This is a genomic window from Dysgonomonas sp. 37-18 (assembly GCF_001899125.1).
Classification (GTDB): domain Bacteria; phylum Bacteroidota; class Bacteroidia; order Bacteroidales; family Dysgonomonadaceae; genus Dysgonomonas.
Window position 1 is genome coordinate 153,199 of sequence record NZ_MKVC01000047.1, and the last position, 17,798, is coordinate 170,996.

At 34.2% G+C, this 17,798-nt stretch carries 16 protein-coding genes; 1 reads left to right on the top strand and 15 read right to left on the bottom strand.

The window, feature by feature from the left end; all coding sequences use genetic code 11:
* Nucleotides 1-134: 134 nt before the first annotated feature.
* The 3 genes from BGO84_RS17780 to BGO84_RS17790 are packed head-to-tail and all read right to left on the bottom strand — an operon-like array spanning nt 135 to nt 5,575.
* On the bottom strand, nt 135-1,376 hold the full coding sequence (locus BGO84_RS17780) for a TolC family protein (RefSeq protein ID WP_291031163.1): 1,242 nt from the start codon (nt 1,374-1,376) through the stop codon (nt 135-137).
* Between the two features lie 41 nt (nt 1,377-1,417).
* Nucleotides 1,418-4,513 (bottom strand): efflux RND transporter permease subunit, encoded by a 3,096-nt coding sequence (locus BGO84_RS17785; protein WP_291031165.1) that lies wholly within the window; start codon nt 4,511-4,513, stop codon nt 1,418-1,420.
* A 9-nt stretch (nt 4,514-4,522) separates the two neighbouring features.
* Nucleotides 4,523-5,575: an efflux RND transporter periplasmic adaptor subunit gene (locus BGO84_RS17790; protein WP_291031166.1), complete on the bottom strand. Its 1,053-nt coding sequence runs from the start codon at nt 5,573-5,575 to the stop codon at nt 4,523-4,525.
* A 170-nt stretch (nt 5,576-5,745) separates the two neighbouring features.
* On the opposite strand from BGO84_RS17790, the gene BGO84_RS17795 reads away from it, so the two are divergent.
* Nucleotides 5,746-6,624 (top strand): helix-turn-helix domain-containing protein, encoded by an 879-nt coding sequence (locus tag BGO84_RS17795; RefSeq protein ID WP_291031167.1) that lies wholly within the window; start codon nt 5,746-5,748, stop codon nt 6,622-6,624.
* A gap of 235 nt (nt 6,625-6,859) precedes the next feature.
* Here the strand turns inward: BGO84_RS17795 and BGO84_RS17800 are convergent, their stop codons facing one another.
* The 12 genes from BGO84_RS17800 to rfbB form a co-directional block, all read right to left on the bottom strand.
* Nucleotides 6,860-7,066 (bottom strand): hypothetical protein, encoded by a 207-nt coding sequence (locus BGO84_RS17800; RefSeq protein WP_291031168.1) that lies wholly within the window; start codon nt 7,064-7,066, stop codon nt 6,860-6,862.
* Between the two features lie 99 nt (nt 7,067-7,165).
* Nucleotides 7,166-8,041: a hypothetical protein gene (locus BGO84_RS17805; RefSeq protein ID WP_135105986.1), complete on the bottom strand. Its 876-nt coding sequence runs from the start codon at nt 8,039-8,041 to the stop codon at nt 7,166-7,168.
* A 2-nt stretch (nt 8,042-8,043) separates the two neighbouring features.
* Nucleotides 8,044-9,090, bottom strand: coding sequence for a Gfo/Idh/MocA family oxidoreductase (locus tag BGO84_RS17810; protein WP_291031170.1), 1,047 nt, complete (start codon nt 9,088-9,090; stop codon nt 8,044-8,046).
* Nucleotides 9,091-9,118: 28 nt separating this feature from the next.
* Nucleotides 9,119-10,078 (bottom strand): hypothetical protein, encoded by a 960-nt coding sequence (locus BGO84_RS17815; protein ID WP_291031171.1) that lies wholly within the window; start codon nt 10,076-10,078, stop codon nt 9,119-9,121.
* A gap of 5 nt (nt 10,079-10,083) precedes the next feature.
* Entirely contained in the window at nt 10,084-11,037 is a 954-nt protein-coding gene (locus BGO84_RS17820; protein ID WP_291031172.1) for a hypothetical protein, read from the bottom strand.
* Entirely contained in the window at nt 11,030-12,292 is a 1,263-nt protein-coding gene (locus BGO84_RS17825; protein ID WP_291031173.1) for a hypothetical protein, read from the bottom strand. Before BGO84_RS17825 ends, BGO84_RS17820 begins: the two co-directional genes overlap by 8 nt.
* 44 nt (nt 12,293-12,336) lie before the next feature.
* Nucleotides 12,337-13,302, bottom strand: coding sequence for a hypothetical protein (locus BGO84_RS17830; protein WP_291031174.1), 966 nt, complete (start codon nt 13,300-13,302; stop codon nt 12,337-12,339).
* Between the two features lie 5 nt (nt 13,303-13,307).
* Nucleotides 13,308-14,531 carry an O-antigen ligase family protein gene (locus tag BGO84_RS17835; RefSeq protein ID WP_291031176.1) on the bottom strand — a complete coding sequence of 408 codons (1,224 nt, stop codon included), beginning with the start codon at nt 14,529-14,531 and terminating at the stop codon, nt 13,308-13,310.
* A gap of 2 nt (nt 14,532-14,533) precedes the next feature.
* Nucleotides 14,534-15,367 carry an NAD-dependent epimerase/dehydratase family protein gene (locus BGO84_RS17840; protein WP_291031178.1) on the bottom strand — a complete coding sequence of 278 codons (834 nt, stop codon included), beginning with the start codon at nt 15,365-15,367 and terminating at the stop codon, nt 14,534-14,536.
* Between the two features lie 63 nt (nt 15,368-15,430).
* The gene (locus tag BGO84_RS17845; protein WP_291031180.1) at nt 15,431-16,018 is read right to left on the bottom strand and encodes an acyltransferase; all 588 of its coding nucleotides are present in this window, start codon (nt 16,016-16,018) and stop codon (nt 15,431-15,433) included.
* 7 nt (nt 16,019-16,025) lie between these two features.
* Nucleotides 16,026-16,649 carry an acyltransferase gene (locus tag BGO84_RS17850; protein ID WP_135105970.1) on the bottom strand — a complete coding sequence of 208 codons (624 nt, stop codon included), beginning with the start codon at nt 16,647-16,649 and terminating at the stop codon, nt 16,026-16,028.
* A 33-nt stretch (nt 16,650-16,682) separates the two neighbouring features.
* Nucleotides 16,683-17,747 (bottom strand): dTDP-glucose 4,6-dehydratase, encoded by a 1,065-nt coding sequence (gene rfbB / locus BGO84_RS17855; protein ID WP_291031182.1) that lies wholly within the window; start codon nt 17,745-17,747, stop codon nt 16,683-16,685.
* Nucleotides 17,748-17,798 lie beyond the last annotated feature (51 nt).

A 17,798-nucleotide genomic window follows, 5' to 3' on the forward strand; every position in this document is an offset into this window, starting at 1 on the left:
GACATTTTTTATTAAATGTCCTTTTACCATCAAGGGGGTTTGTAACAATCTAAATATTTTCATTCATTATCAATGAAATGAGTTATTATATAAGATCATACAGCCCTATCAAAAACAGGTATTAAATAAAAAAATTAGCGCCCGGTTACTTGCAAATACTCAATCCGTTTCTTTTGATAATTAGCATACGATTCAACATACTTATCGCGATTCTGTTGTAATAATGTCTGGGCATCTAATACATCCGTAAGAGTTACTGTGCCGGCTTTATAATACTGATTATTAAGACGCAAGTTTTCTGTAGATTGCTCAACACCATCTTTAGCCAACAATATTTGCTTATAAGTATTATCCAATTCATTTTTTACATTCTGCATTTGTAACAACAGTTGTTCTTCGATATCTATCTTATTGTTTAATGCTATCTTTTCTTGTATTTGCTGCTGCTTGATAGCATGAGAACCACCCCACCATCCGGAGATTGGAATATTGACAGAAACAAAAACGGCCCCATTTGTATTCCATTTATCCATAAAGTTATCTCTGGAATATGTTGCGCCAATAGCCACTGTGGGTAAATAATCAGCTCTTTTTATTTTAGTCTGTAGCTTCGAGGCTTCTACGTTTTTATCAAGGAGTTTTGCTTCTGCTCTATTGGGTAAAACATTTTTATGATCCACATAATATTTTATAGGTGATTCTACGTCTTCAATATTAGGAACCTGTATATCTAAAGAATCTGCTGAACTCAAATCCATAGCCATTTGCTGACACAAAGACATTTTTACCAATTTGATATTATTATCTAGATTAATACGATTACTTACGACTTCATTCTTTTTTAATTTTACCTTCAAAACATCGTTATTGGTAATCATTCCTGTCTGATAAGACAATTCTACATCTTTCAGTAACTGATCTATCTGACTGTCTATAACATCCAAAGTTTTTCTTTTTTCATACAAAGAAACCAATTGCCAGTAAAGATTCTCTGTATTCAGCAACATATCATTTTCGGATAGTTTAGCCTGATATTGGCTTACCTGAATTCCTAAGTCAGCCAATTTATTGCCATTGATTATTTTGCCTCCGGCAAAGATCAGTTGCGTCGCTGTAATACCAGCACTCATACCATTTTTAAGAAATCCGATCGGGGCTCCTCCCATGTTCATCGTAACCAAAGGATCTTTAGCCGAGAATCCAAATGCTGAAGCACTGACCGATGGAAAATAATTAGTAAATGCATCCTTTTTCGTTTCCTTGGATGATTCGATTTCCAACCGACTATTTTTAATTTTTCGATTGTTCTCGATAGTCAATTGCTTGCAGTCTTCGAGACTATACTTCGTCTGTGCAGATATAAATACAGTTATCATACACATTGTTACTATTATTGTTATATATTTTTTGATCATAATTATTCGGTTTCGTCTTTAGATATATTTTTATCTTCATGCTTGTAAATAAGCCAATAAGCAAGGGGTAATAATGTAAGGATGAATATCATGGAGAAAATAGTTCCAAAACTGATAACTGTTCCCATCGGACACCAAAGCGGGCTCTTACTTATGATCATAGGAATAACGCCCATAGATGCAGCAGCTGATGTAAGGAATATAGGGCGCATCCGTCGTTTTCCAGCCTCCAATGATGCTTCAAATACTGTTTTACCGTGTTTATGCCTTAACTCCTCGGTGTAATCGTACATAATAATTCCATTACGAACGATAATACCAATTAGGCTCACAATTCCCAACACAGCCGTTATACTAAAGTCCACATTCATAACCTTTAAACCAATAGCCGCACCAAAAATGCTCAAAGAGGTAGAGGCCAAAACGAGTGTAGCTAAACTTATCTTCTTGAAGTGAAACACAAGTATGAAAAAGATAATAACGATTGAGATAGAAAGAGCTTTAATCAGTTTTGGCATTGTCTCGCCATCAGATTCCTTCACTCCTCCATATGAAATAGAAACACCTTTAGGTAACGATTTTGCAGTCACTGCATTCACAATCTCCTCTACCTTTGGTTGAACCAGTCCCGATCTTTCGCCTCTCTTTAGATCAACGAAAACGGATAGGGTGCGTACTCCGTTCCTTCGGTTGATTTGACCTTCAGTCCAGTTTGCTGAAACATCAGCTATCTGGCGTAAAGGGACACTTGGTGATAATAAACCTGCAACATACTCATTCGATACATCCTCGGCCACAGGATCTTTATTCTCCCATTTGGATTTCAATACAACAGGCAATGAATAATCATTTTCCCAGATATTAGTGATTGGTGTTCCCCCGAAACGGGAAGCCAAACCTAACGCCAAAGTTCCTTCATTTACGCCCAACCGATTAGATTCTACAGGGTCTAGTGTTATCTTTATACCGGGCAACGGCTCCTCATAATTTGTATAAATTCTGATCGGTTCATCCAGTTTCTTTAATTTAGTCATTAAAGTGTCTGCCACTTTCTTCAGATCGGCTATATTCTCTCCCGATATACGAACGTCAATGTCAGCATCTACTGATTCATACTCTAATTGTTTGAATTTTACAAAGGCATTCGGATAATGATAGGCATATTCAGTGGAATACTTATCCAACAACAATTCTGTATCTTCATTCGATGTTGTATTTACAATAAACTGAGCAAAATTAGGTCCTCCCACTTTAGGAGCATAAGCTGTCTGAAAACGAGGAGATCCCGTTCCGATAAAAGACGTTACAGAAACGACAGTCTTCTCCTTCCTCAAAATCTTTTCAAGATCCTGAGCTATTACTTCGGTCTGTTCCAGAGAGCTGCCGTTCGGTAAATATATTTCAACTGCAAACTGGTTCCTTTCAGCAATAGGCATGAGTTTCTGTGGAACATTGGCAAACATGTAAATACCCGATATGATAGAAATGATACCTATCGTAAGGGATATCTTCGGGTATTGAAATACTTTTTCCAATAGCCAATTATATCCGTTTTGTAATTTATCTAAGAATGTTTCTTTCTGCTTCTTACCGGGCTGATGTAATCCATTACGTATAAAGAAATATTGTAGGAATGGTATAAAAAGAACAGCCACAGCCAAAGATACACCCAACGTAATAAGTACAGTCCAAGGAAAGAGCTTTACAAAGTCAAGAAACTGCCCTGTAAGCATCACCAAGAATGGAAAGAAAGTTAGACTGATTGCCAGTGTTGCCGAGATGATTGCTTTAGCATATTCTTTGGCACTTTCTATCGATGCCTGCCAACGAGGAATACCATGATCCAATTTTTCAAGATAGCTGTCTACAACTACGATCGAATTATCTACAATCATACCCAATACCACGATTAGGGCAGCCAATGTCACCGTATTAAGCTCCATGCCAAAAGCAAGCATCAGCCCTAAAGAGATAAAGATAGATATAGGAATGGAAGATGCCGCAACGCCGGCAACCCGTAAGGGTAATAATATCATTGTTACGAGTATAACAGCTACAATAGCAATCATTAACTCTTTTAGGAAAGTTGTGATAGAATGAGCCACAACTTGAGGTTGATCGGCTACACGATAGATATGAATATCACTAGGAATATCATTCTGGAACTGCTCGAGAACCTTTTCGACATCTTTTCCATATTGAATAACGTTATACCCTTCACGCATTTCAGTAGATAGAACGAGACACTTTTTACCATTGTTGGTAGTATAGCTGGTAGGCTTAGGATATTCCCGAACAACTTTCGCTATATTTTTCAATCGAATATGATTTCCCTGAGCATCTGAATAGATAATTTGTTCTTCCAAATCCTTCTCAGATTGATAGGGTCTCTCGATATGTATTGGCACATCCATATCACGATTATCAATCTTACCTGCAGTAGTAATAAATCCCTTCGTGATGAGCGTCTGATAGAGGTTCAATATATTAATACCATATGCTGCCAGTTTTTCTTTTTCAACATATATACTTATCTGTTCATTTTGTTCACCATAACGACGCAGATTGGAAACAGATTCGATAGTTCGTAAACGGTCTTCGAGATTTTCTAAATAAGTTTCCAATTGACGATAAGTTTTGGTCTCCGATTCAAGCGTTATTAGTAATGCCGAAGTATCTCCAAAATCATCATTAGCAATAAGAGCCAAAACGCCGGAAGGTAATTGCATTTTGAAAAACATTAATCCATGTTTTATTTTTGACCATACCTCGTCCTTGTTATTTACATCATCATTCAGCTCTACATATACATAGACAATCCCATCTTTGGAATGTGAATATGTCTTCGATTTCTTTACTTCCTTGTATGTAAACAAGAAATTCTCAAGAGGTTTAGCCAATTGCTCTTCTACTTCGGCAGAAGTGGCTCCGGGGTACACTCCCACTACAACTCCCTGACGGATTGTAAATACAGGAAATTCCTGTTTGGGCATCACATTAAGGGCATAAATTCCAAATAGACTTAACACTATTACAATGAGCAATATAATCTTATTATACTTCATTGCCCAGCCGATAATACCAGATTCTGATTTCATATCTTCTTCTTATTTAGCTATTTCGACTGTTACACCCGGACTTACATTCTGATAGCCTTCAATGATTAGGTTATCCCCATCTTGCAGTCCATCCTCTATTACAACTCCATTACCTATCAGTTTACCTTGAGTTATTTCTCTATATACGGCCTTATTTTGGTCGTCTTTTAACCAAACAAATTGTTTACCGGAAAAGTCTACCTGTATGGCTTTTAACGGAACTATAATATTCTTTTGACCTGAGGCTTCTGATGGATTTATTAGATAAGCTTTGCACACCATCCCCGGCATAATCTGTGAGTTGGGATTATTTACCTGTACCTTGATATCATAAGTATGTGATAACGGATTTGCAGATACTCCTTTCTCCTGAATCTTGCCTTCAAACTCAGCATCATTCAACGCAGATATTTTTATCCGTGAAGATTCACCAATCTTTATTGCTGAAATTTCGTTCTCGGGAATAGCTATTTTTATTTTCACCGAATTTATAGTTACCAAATTATAAATTGGAGTACCAGGAGCGACATTAGCACCTGCTTCTTGATAGCGTTGACTTACTACACCAGATATGGGAGCATACAAATTACAGTCTTGTAAATTCTTACGGGTAATTTGCTCATTAGCTTGCGCCTGCTCTAACTGAGTCTTCGCCTCTATATATTTTATTTCGGGAAGGCTGTTATTCTTATAGAGAATAGACAAGCGATTATATGCATCTTGTGCCTGATTAAGGGTCGATTTTGCTGCATTGTGCATACTTTCAATAGAACTTGTATTCAATCGGGCTAACAATTGTCCTTTCCGAACATTTTGCCCTTCCTGTACATATACTTGTTCAATATTTCCATTTACTTGAAAACTAACATCAACCGCATTCTCACCTTCTACAGTTCCTATATACTCTTGTTGGTATATATCATCACTATACTTTATTGTTTGTATTTTTACGGGAACAGGTCTTGAATTGGCTTCTTCACTCTTTTTTGCGGAACAGGAAACCATTCCTAAAAATAGAAGACACAATACCGATCTACTAAAAAATAATTTCAATTTATCCATAACTTTCATTAAAAAGTAATTTTACAACTATTTATTTCTGTCGCAAAGATCTCTTTATAATATGGTTCTGTCTAAATCAATACTACGCCAAAAATGTTCAAAACTTCGTTTTTTATGCAGTTTTCAACATTTATTTATATTTTTAGGGTCAAAATGAAACATATAAGATCATGAATAAGGAAAATTATGCTAAAATATCGCTGGATGACTTTAAAGATCAAACCTCAAATCACGGAATAAAGAACTTTGTTATATCCGATGATGGTGCTAATATTGATGATTATGCTTTTGATTTCAGATATCCGCAAATTATGGAAGGAATAGCTTTTGCTATTTGTGTGAAAGGTACCGGACGAATCAAAATTAACTTACGTGAGTACAAGATTGAGCCTTGTACTATTATTGTTGTTCTGCCTAATTATATTTTAGAATTGGTAGAGCAAAGTGAAGATTTAGTTGTAGAGTTCTTATTATTTTCTTTTGACTTTATTTCCGATATCAAGTTAATTATAGATATTGATATTCCTAAAAAAATAGATCAGATGGCTTGTTTAAAGATAAGTGAAGAAGAAACGAATGACTTATTGGAATTGCATGCCTTTATTGTAAAGCGTTACAAAAGAACAAATTTTCTTTACAAAGAAGAAATTGCACGAAGTTTATTGCAGACATTAATTTTTGAAGTTTTGCAGCTATATCAGGACAAGAAGATTGACTATAAGGTATTGACCCGCAAAGAAAAATACTTACAAACTTTCATCAGCTTATTATTTGAATATCATATGAAAGAACGTAGTGTTCGTTTCTATGCAGATAAAATGTTTATTACGCCCAAATATTTATCCCAAATAGTGAAGGATGCTAGTGGTATACATATCCAACAATGGATAGACGATATGGTTATTATGGCAATTAAAGCTTTACTGAAGAGCTCAAATATGACTATCTTACAGATATCGGAGGAGATGAATTTTCCAAATTCTTCCTTTTTTGGCACCTACTTTAAAAAGAGAACTGGCCTGACACCTTTACAATATAAGAAGAATTAAGATTTTCAATAAAATATATCGAACGTTATATAGATAATCCTTAAAATAAAAAAAACCGCCCTACTTATCACAAGCAAGACGGCTAGAATAATTTAAATTCAAATTTGCGTAAGAAAATATAGTCGAACTTCTGTATTTCTTGGATTGGAGACTATTTTGATTCTACACGAGATCTGATTAATTATTTAATTGATCGGTTATATATAAATGTATAATAATGGAATAGACATATATTTTAGACTATTTTAATATACATAGGAGCACCAAAAGAGGTTTTTTCCAAAATTTTGATTTCCCCATTCAGTTCCATTTTAGTTATCAAGCTGTATACCCTCAATTTTTCTGCTCCTGAATATGCTATTATATCAACAACAGAAGCCTCATTACCGCACCTCTCAAGATAATCCAGAATCTTGAGGCGGTCTAAATTTGCATAATTCATATTTCAGTGTAATTCTTGCTTATTTCGTTTTTAATGGTAATCAATTTCTATTCAGACAAACAGAGATTAAACAGTAAACTAATGATAATCAAAACAATTCTACTTTATTAAACTCACAGTTTCTCTGATATTTCTTTCTGAAGAAGCACCAAAAACAACGGATTGTATATTCAGAGCATTAATAAATTCATAAGCTTCAGGGGCACTAATTGCTCCGGAAGCAAGTGTACTCATTGCCATAAGTTGATATTTTGAAGAATCATTATTTCGAATTGTATCAACATACGCTTCTACCGAAGGGGACATAAGGTAACCTATCTTATTAATAGAACTGCATATAACAACCTCCTCTATTCCCCACTCAGATAGTTTTTGCTTCAAATAAGGCATATTTTGAGTAATAAGCCCCGGAATCAATTTATATTTCTTACGAACATAGTCGCAATATGCTTCAAATATATCTTTTGTTCCATATCCAAGAAGAAGATCTGTTATGATGTTTTGCAGGAATAACACTTTAACATTTAACCCCTTAAACATTTTTACTTCGGCATCTATCAACATCTGCATCATCTTTATAGGATCTTTTCCTAATACAGCCATTCCTCCTTTGGCAATCATAGACAATGCTCCTACTGCTGAGTTATTAGAAAATATTACTTCATTGATTGCAGGAAATATCCCTTTTTCTGCAACCAGATTTGCATATTTGTGTGGATAAGGAATTGAAGGATACCATACAATATCATTATATTTTGATTTATTCTGACGAAAATATTCGCATATATCTTTTGCGCGATCATTACTATTAAGCATAACAGCTCCAATACCATTTTTGAAAGCAAGATCATATACTTTGTAGATATTCTTTATATCATGAAATTTTTCGGAAAGTTGCTGAGCTTTCTCTTGTGACATGTGATTAATCCCGAAAAACTGATTATCCCCAAAGATGACTTTATCTATTCTTTCCATATTTAATCTTGTTTATTTTTATTATCATAGTCATTGAACATGTCGTACACCAAACGTTGCGTATTATATCCGTCTTCAAATGTACATTGGGTAGCACCAACGATCTTACCGGCTAAAACACTGTCAGCAAAATGATATAATTGTCTAGTAAATTCATTTCCTCGAACGTAGAAAGGAACAGGTTTAAAGATATCTGTGATGTATATAGTATTCCAACCTTTTCTATAATTATGACCTAAGACAGGTTCATTTAAAAATATCTTCATTTCGTACTGGTCTACCAGTAATTTTCCATTTGTACCAAATATTTCAATTTTGTTACTAGGTTTTCTATAACTCGAATCACTCCAATTCACGTATAATGTCCCAACACACCCATTATCGTATACTAAAGTACTTGAAACCATATCCTCCACATGCTTCGAATATATTTGGTTCATGCTGGTACCAATAACTTTATTTGGAACGCCTATTATATAATTAATAAGGTCTAATACGTGGACAGCCATTTCATAAACAGCCCCGCCCCCACTCTCTCTTTTACCACGCCAGCTCTCACCTGTTTCGGGTTTTGAAATAGTGCAACTGAACATTTCCGATTTAAACCTCACAATATCACCGAGTAAGCCTTCTTTCACATATTCGCGGACTGTTGTGAACATATCATTAAAGCGGTTTACATACCCAACTTGATTAATTAAACCTTTTTTGTCGAACATTTCTTGTAGTTCATTAGCCTCTTCGGTGGAAAGAGTAAAGGGTTTTTCGCAAAAAACATTAATCCCCTTCTCACAAGCATATTTACATATTGCATAGTGATAATTAGGTGGGGTACAGACGATAATAGCATCCGGCACTGTTTTATCAATCAACTCCTTGTAGTCTGTAAATACTTGAAGCGATGGTATGTATTTTTTCAATAAGTCCAATGTAATTTTTGAAGTATCGGAAACTGATACAATATTTACATTAGGGTGTGAATTGATAATAGAGAAATGGGTAATACCCATTCGCCCCATTCCGATAATAGATAATTTTATTTCTTTCATTGTGAATTTATTAAAAACACAGAATTATTTATTGGATTATTTCTTTTACGAAATCTATAATACTTCGCCTCCGGGGTATTACATCTGAAGGCAACATCTGCTTGTATTTTTCGATTATTTCATTATCGACTACAGACGAGTTATCGCATACGATTGTATTCTCTTGATTGAAATATCCGCTTTTAAATATATTTCTGTTATTCGTTATTATTTTTGTTCCACAGCTCAAAGCCTCAAAGCATCTCATAGTAATACCACTTTGTTTAGGATGAGCAAAATCAAGCGTGTACTTTGATTTATATAATACATCTACATATTGGTCATACGACAATGTTTTAAGATGTATATATCGTCGTAGTTTAATGTACGTAAACGGATGTCTGATAAAATTCAGAGCCATTGTTACATAATTACTTTCATGTAGATATACGTATGAATTCGCGGGCTGGAACAGATGCAATATTTTATTGGTATATGACAAGCGTTCGGAATGTATCTTTTGTATTACAGATATATCATATACTCTTTCTACATTTTTCTCCTGCTTTTCTATTGCAGAAAACAATTCTATTATTTTGACATCATAGCTCTTTGCATCATGATAATCAAACGTATAAAAATTATCGACCAAGCGATACCAAGAGAGTGATAAAGGATGAAAGGCAAAAGAATCGAAATTATAACCAACTATACATGAACACTTTTTATATATTTCATCTATCAGTTTTTTATCTATTCCGTATCCTTTCAAAATGATACAGATATCATATCTTTCGTCTTGAAGGAAGTGGCGAGTTATATGATTGTATGTTTTTCTATATAACGTTTTAGTTATGCCTATTTTCCACAGAACTTTTGTGAATAAATTATCCGGATAACGATCATTGCAAATTCTCACATCATAACCACATTCGTTCAATCCGGATATTATCTGATTGCCCATCGAATAAAAACTTAATGGCATGATGAGTAAACACCTCTTTTTCATTTTATTTATATTGTTAGCAGGGTGCTGATAAAGGATTGTATAGAAAATTCATCGAAACGAACGTCGCTATTTTTTATAGGTTCTTGTATAAATTCTTTGATACCATCAAAATTCAATTCGTCAAAAACAAAAAAGCGGTTGGAAGAATAAAATGACTCACCAATAGCACGCTTGTTATTCGTTATGATCTTTTTCCCTGCGCACATATTTTCGATGAATCTCATTGTGTATCCAGACTGTTTATGATTGGCAAAGTCGAATGTCGCTATTGAATATTGTAGTAAATGAATAAAATGAGATCGAGAAATGCTTCTTAGCTTAAGTCCTCTAGGGATAAAACCTTTAATCAATAATTGAATTATTACAACAGGTGTACACTTAATATACTTCTTGAAGCGAATATCGTTTTCTTTACAATATCTTTCGAATGCCTGAATAGCCCTATACCGATCTGGTTTAACCAAATTCCCTACCATATATACATCAGTATCCGGCTCTACAATAGGGAGATTCTGAAAGTCTCTTACACAAAACAACGGTAGATAGTTCAGTCCATAGTTTTTAGCATCTACAGGATCGAAGGTACAAACTTTATCAAAGTATGGAATATAAGGAATATAATTAAACACAGGAGATAAAGCATCCCATGTATATAATATGAACTTCGACTCTGGATGATTTTCTCTCAATTTCAGCATGTTGGAGAGAGAAAATAGACGAATATGCAGGAATATAATATAGTCATATTGGTTATTTTTTTCCTGCTCTATTATTTCAGCATAATACTTCTCATGCTTGTTCTCATATGCTTCAGTTGACAATGTGCGTAGAATTTTATCTTTTATTTTACGTAATTCCAAAGGATAGTAGGAGACTGAATGTCCTTGTGATTCCATTTCTTCAGTGAGCGCCTTTACATAATTATGGTAAGGTAGCCCGATAAACAATATTTTACCCATTTTTTGTTTTAAACTTGTTACGATTTTTGTAAATATAAACTCCACCGAAAAGGGTCGGCAATAAATAAGATATATTCTTAATATACACCATTATTGTTAAGTTAAACAGGTGCATAGAGCCAGTTATAGCGATAATTGCTATAGCAGAAAATACTCCTACAAGTCCAGATATTAGCAATGAAGTGAAGTTTTTCCATGCATTTAAAGTAGCAGATACCGAGTAGTATAATAATTGTGACATTAAACCCGGAATCAACAAAAACACATAGTGAGTATTGCCTGAGTGACTTGGAAATAATATATCTACCAATGGTTGAAGTGAAGTAAGTACGGCAAGAACTACACATATACCATATCCCATCAAGACTAATGTATAATTACGTACATGCCGCCTGAATTCTGCCATTAATCCATTTTCATATGAATAAATGATATTGGGAAGGAAGAGGTAATTAATGGATGTCGGGACTAAAACAAATAAAGAAGAGAATATAAAAACAAGATAAAAATTACCTAATTCTTCCACATTCAGTATATATGCTATAGACCAACGTTCGATCTGAATATTGACAATTGTAAATATTCCAATCATAAATGGGACAAATCCTAACGATAGAATATACTTAATTACCTTTCTGTCAAAACATATTTTATCCGGTCTTAAACTTTTATGCATTAATAATGCCAGGACAACAAAAACTATCGGTTGCATCATAATACTAATGATACCACCCATAATACCGTAAAGATAGACAAGAGGAATTAAGGCTATAGATATAATACCTGAGATGAGATTTCTGATATTAATATCTTTAATCATCTTTTTCACAGTCATGGTATTTGTCAGCCAAGTAGATATCAAAGAAAATAGGCCTGCAATGAACGTTAAAATCAGATACCGGGGGCTGATCAGTAATTCAATATCTAATATGCTTAATATAATCCATATAAGCAATAAGGCTAATGCTATGACACCAAAAAGGCTAAAGAGAATATTATTAACCTTCGTTTGATCACTGGTCTTCTTATAAGCAAAAACCCTATATCCACCGTTTAGGAACCCAAACTGTAAGAGTCCAATAAACATTATACATGTTTGAATGAGACTGATTATACCCAGTTCTCTCATATCCATAACACGCATGAATACCATAGAACGGATAAAGTTGATGGCAGAAGTAAATAAATTTATTAGAATAAATAAGGAACTTGAACTAAATATAATCCGCTTTATTGCTTTGATATTTATTGACATTTTGATCTAAATAGGTGCTTTTAGTTTCAGTATAATTAAACAAATCATTCCGAAACAAGCTTTTTTATAAAAGAGCTTAAGTAAAATTCTTCAAATCTGGCAGACGGATCAGATAATGGTGTCTTCAGAAATTCTTTTACACCATTAAAATCTAAATCATCATAGACAAAAAATCTGTCAGGAGAGTAAAAAGGCTCATTTAAAACATTCCGATTGTTTGTGATGATTTTCTTTCCGGCACACAAATTCTCCATTACTCTCATCGTATAGCCATCTTGTATGTGGTTTGCAAAATCAAATACAGTTAATGAGCGTTGCATCATGTCGATAAATGTATTATTGCTAATTGATGATGTATGAAGATACTTGAGAGACTTCCCTTGCAGCAAAACTTTTATATTTTTACGTAGTGTTCCTTTTAAATACCAGTTAAAACTGATTTGTTCTTTTCTGCAATATTCTTCAAATTGCTTAATTGCATCATACCGTCTGAAATTAGCTAGGTTCCCGACCATATATACATTATTCCATTCAACTTCGTTTTGCTTTAGATTCTGAAACTTCCGTACGCAAAAGAGTGGTAAATAGTTTATGCCATATTGTATTGCATCTTGTCTATCGAAAGTGTATGCTTTATCAAAACAGCCCAAGTAATCAGATATATTGATTCCCTTTCTTATATATCCATTGGCAGCATCCCATAAATACAATATAAATTTTGCCTTCGGATGATCATTTCTTAAGTTTTGTAAGCAATCGAAAGAGAAAAATGGCAATAACAAAAATACAATGTCATATTTATTGTCTTTTTCTTTTACAACAATTTCCTGATGTCTCGAATGCTGGACTTCCTTATCCCATTTCTTAGAAATCAGATTTCTTAGTTTCGTAACCGGAGAAAATGATACAACATTATAAAACGTGACATCATATCCGGATATCTGAAACTCTTCTATCATTTCCCGCGTATATATTTGATAGTCCCAACCGATGAACAATAGTTTTTTCATAACAATTAATTATTTATTGTCTTTGCATCCAGTCCCGAATAAACGAAAAGTAAAAAAAACGGAGTCATAGCCAAAGGCTCAGAGCTTAGAGATAAAATCAGGAGAATAGCCATTAGCCAGCGATTCTTGTATAAGATATTCTGTCTTATTAATGCCCATAAATACCACAAAGAAAACGGGATTCCCCATATGTACATTAGACTTATTATGCCATTTGTTGTTCCGCTATCTTTCGTTTTTGAACCACTCAATTTACCTTGCCAAGCAATTTTACTCCTCATCTGCTTAAATCGATCGGTATTGGCGCCAATCCCAATCACAGGATTCTCGGCTGCGATACTCAATCCTGCAATTATATCTGCCTGACGAGCAAAAAAAGAACCGGACTGGGCACCAGCAACTTTTTCTTCAACATTTACAGACACAATATTATTCCACACAAAAAAAAGTGCAATAATAGTTGTACAAAGGATAGATACAGAACTGTACAGATTTCGCTCTTTATAAAAGAAACGAGCCGAAATATATCCCAGAATGATAATGGCGATAAAGTATCCTGTGGTAGATTTTGTCAAATAAATAGTCAATAATGTTGCTACAATCCATAGTTTCTGCCTAAAATAGAAGATCTGGATTAATAAAAAGATATTAAGATATATTTGAAAAATTCCCGGCTCCCAGAAAAAACCATAAAGCCTCGAAGATAAACCTTCGATATCCAGTCCTTTATAAAAAAGAAAAGCAATATGACTTACGGATCTTTTATCCCCATAACTATCTATAAATGTATACTTTGAAAAAAGATCAGGGGTAAAAGTATAAAGTAAAAAAGAAATCAATCCTAAAACGATGAAAATTTTTAATAAAATAGTAACATCGGCAATCAATGCATTTATTCCTTCATACTTATAATAAGTATAGACAAACAGACCTGCAATAACGCTGGATAATGCGGCTAATGCAGCACTATCAAGATCCCGCCTCAGTATAGTTTGTGATACTATTATTACAAGAAATGTTGTTATGAATAGCCATAATTTTGAGGAAACATATTTTAATGTTATACCATTATTCAATCTGTAAATTTTCAGACCATATCCGGCTATTATCAACAAACATATAGGATTTCGAGGAAACAAATGGTTACCGCCACTGATCATCATCACTAAAAATAATAGGATGACTCCAAACCAATCTCTTCTCTCTATAACAAGTGGACTAGAAGTCATATTTATTTATTAGATAATATCATTCTGATTTTGGTATCGTTGCCATAAACACATGGAGAATCATAGTCTCTATCCGGAAACACACCATATTCAAGGCTGATATCCAAGTTGTTTTCTTTAATAAAGGTTTCCACGCGCTCGCCTAAACTCATAGGTTTGCCTGAACAGCAATTAATTATACCATAAACATCTTTCTGAGTAATTACGGCTGAAATCTGTAATGCTAACTCTTCAATTTCAATAAAATCATATTTATTTTTGCCCGATGTAAACGGAAAACTTTTCTTTCCTTCAAGTACCGCTGTTCTGATTTTAGCGAATATAGAATTACTCTTCAAATCATCGCCTACAATATAGTATGCTCTGATCCACTGCAAAATACAATCGTTAGATTTGGCATATAATTGTATGCTACGGCGTAAAGCATCTTTTGCTATTCCATAAGGTGATATTGGATAACAAGGTGTGTCTTCTTCAATGGCACCTTCATAATAACCCACTTCATGCATCGTACCCATTACAGCAAGCTGTTTCAATCCACCATCAATCAACGAACACATAAATTTGTAATGATTTGATACATCTCCCATATGATTAGATGAATTATGTACAAACCCATCGCGCCATGCCATATGTAAACAAACGTCGGGGCTTCCAAGGTCCTCATAAGCATTAATATATGAACCTGATAAAATATTATATTCTAGCAAAGTGGCACGCTTGTCCACTTCTGTCAATCGAACATCGCAAGCCGTAACTTCATGTCCTTGATCCAATAATTTGCACACGACGTGACGACCAATGTAACCATTGGCTCCGGTAACTAAGATTTTCATATTAAAAACGATTTTGTGATTCTAGGAATATTATATGTGTAGAAAGACAGAGAAGAAAGTATATTAAATAAAATTACCGTCTCTGTCCGTTTTTTCCCAATTCTGAGTATCGGGGTTATAACGTTTTACGATGCGGGCGGGATTACCTACAACAACGCAATAGTCAGGAATATCCTGTTTAACAAATGAATAAGCACCTATGACACAGTTTTTTCCAATTTTACAGCTTATTATACACACATTACGCCCAATCCAGGTTCCGCTACCAATAATAACCGCTCCTGTATATCTAACTTCTTGATCCCGGATAAACCTATTTATATCATTATATGCATGGGTATTGTCAGAAATATAAACATTCTCAGCAGTCTCAACTCCATCTTCAAGAATAATGCTTTGTAGGGCATATATCTCAGAAAATCGACCAATCCTTACCTTGTCTTTAATAACAAGCTTTGAATCGGAACGATTCGAAGATACTGCAAACCAAACCTTGTCTCCTATCCATAAATTACTACCGAGATATATGCGCTGAGGATTCCAAACTTGAGGATCAAAGATGAAAACATTTTTCCCAAATTGTGCGAAATTATGTTGATTCAGTAAAATGAATATTTTGCATTTTAACTTTCGTAATTTTTCGTGTAACATAATATCTTCAGATAAAATTTCCCTTTTTATCAGTCTTTTCCCATTTTTCAGTCTCGGTATTGTAACGTTTTATTATATAGGCAGGATTACCGACAACTACACAATAATCAGGAATATTCATTCTGCTAACAAATGCTCCGGCAGCAATAATACAATGTTTCCCTATTGTGGAACCTATTATACAAACATTTCTTCCAATCCAGCAGTATTCTCCTATCTCAACAGCATTTACAAATTTGATCTCTTGCTTAACAATTGGGATATTGATATCATCATAAGTATGAGTATTATCAGAAATGTATACATTGTCGGCAGCTCGGACTCCTTTATGTAACGTAATTGAGGTATGTGCAAATATCTCGGAAAACCGTCCGACTTTGACTTCATCTTCTAGTATCAAATACGGATTTTTGACTTTTGAATAAAACTGTCGAACGACACCTAACCACACAAAATGTTCTATTGCACAATTCTGACCTATATAAATACGAGCGGGATTCATAATCCGAGGCTTAATAATAGTCGTACCTTTGCCTAATGACCCAAAAAAAGATCGCCAGATAGTTCTATATAGCAAACTATTAATCTTTATAATTCCATAATAATATATATCAAATAAATTCGCTTTCATAAATATGTTAAAATGTAAGTAAGTATTTGAATTTTATTTTTCATTATACATGCTTTCGTAATATTTTTGATATTCTCCGGAAGTGACATTATCCATCCATTCCTTATTATCAAGATACCAACGCACTGTAATCTCTATGCCTTCTTCAAATTGGAGACTAGGCTCCCACCCGAGTTCGCGCTTGAGCTTACTTGAATCAATAGCATAACGTAAATCATGTCCTTTACGATCGGTTACGTATGTAATCAGATCCAGAGAATGATCTTCGGCATTACCCAATAAACGATCGACAGTCTTAATAATAACCTTGATTATATCTATATTTTTCCACTCATTAAAACCTCCTATATTATAGGTTTCAGCATTTTTTCCATGATGGAATATAACATCAATAGCACGGGCATGATCCACAACATAGAGCCAGTCACGTACATTTTCGCCTTTTCCGTATACAGGTAGTGGCTTCCGGTGAATAATATTATTGATAAATAAAGGAATTAACTTCTCCGGAAATTGATAAGGACCATAATTGTTAGAGCAGTTTGTTACTATTACGGGCATTCCATAAGTATCGTGAAATGCACGTACAAAATGATCGCTACTAGCTTTGGATGCTGAATATGGACTATGAGGGTCATACTTGGTCTCTTCTGTAAACAGTGTATCGTCAAACATCAGAGCACCATATACTTCGTCGGTAGAGATATGATAAAACTGCTTACCCTCATAACCTTCGGGCAATGTTTCCCAATATAATTTTGCCGCTTGCAGCAGGGTAAGAGTACCCATCACATTAGTACGAGCAAAAGTAAATGGATCTTTGATTGAGCGATCAACATGACTTTCAGCAGCCAAATGAATAATACCATCTACGTTATATTGCTTTAATAGCTGCATAACGAAATCGAAGTTGCAAATATCTCCTTTTATGAACGTATAGTTGGATTTATCTTCTATATCCTTGAGGTTAGACAAATTGCCGGCATAGGTCAGGTTATCGAGATTGATAATATGGTATTCGGGATATTTGTTCACAAACAGACGAACAACGTGTGAACCTATAAAACCAGCCCCTCCGGTAATTATAATATTTTTCATTTTTATAATCAATTGATTGTTTGTTAAAATAATATACTATCAGGATAGGTA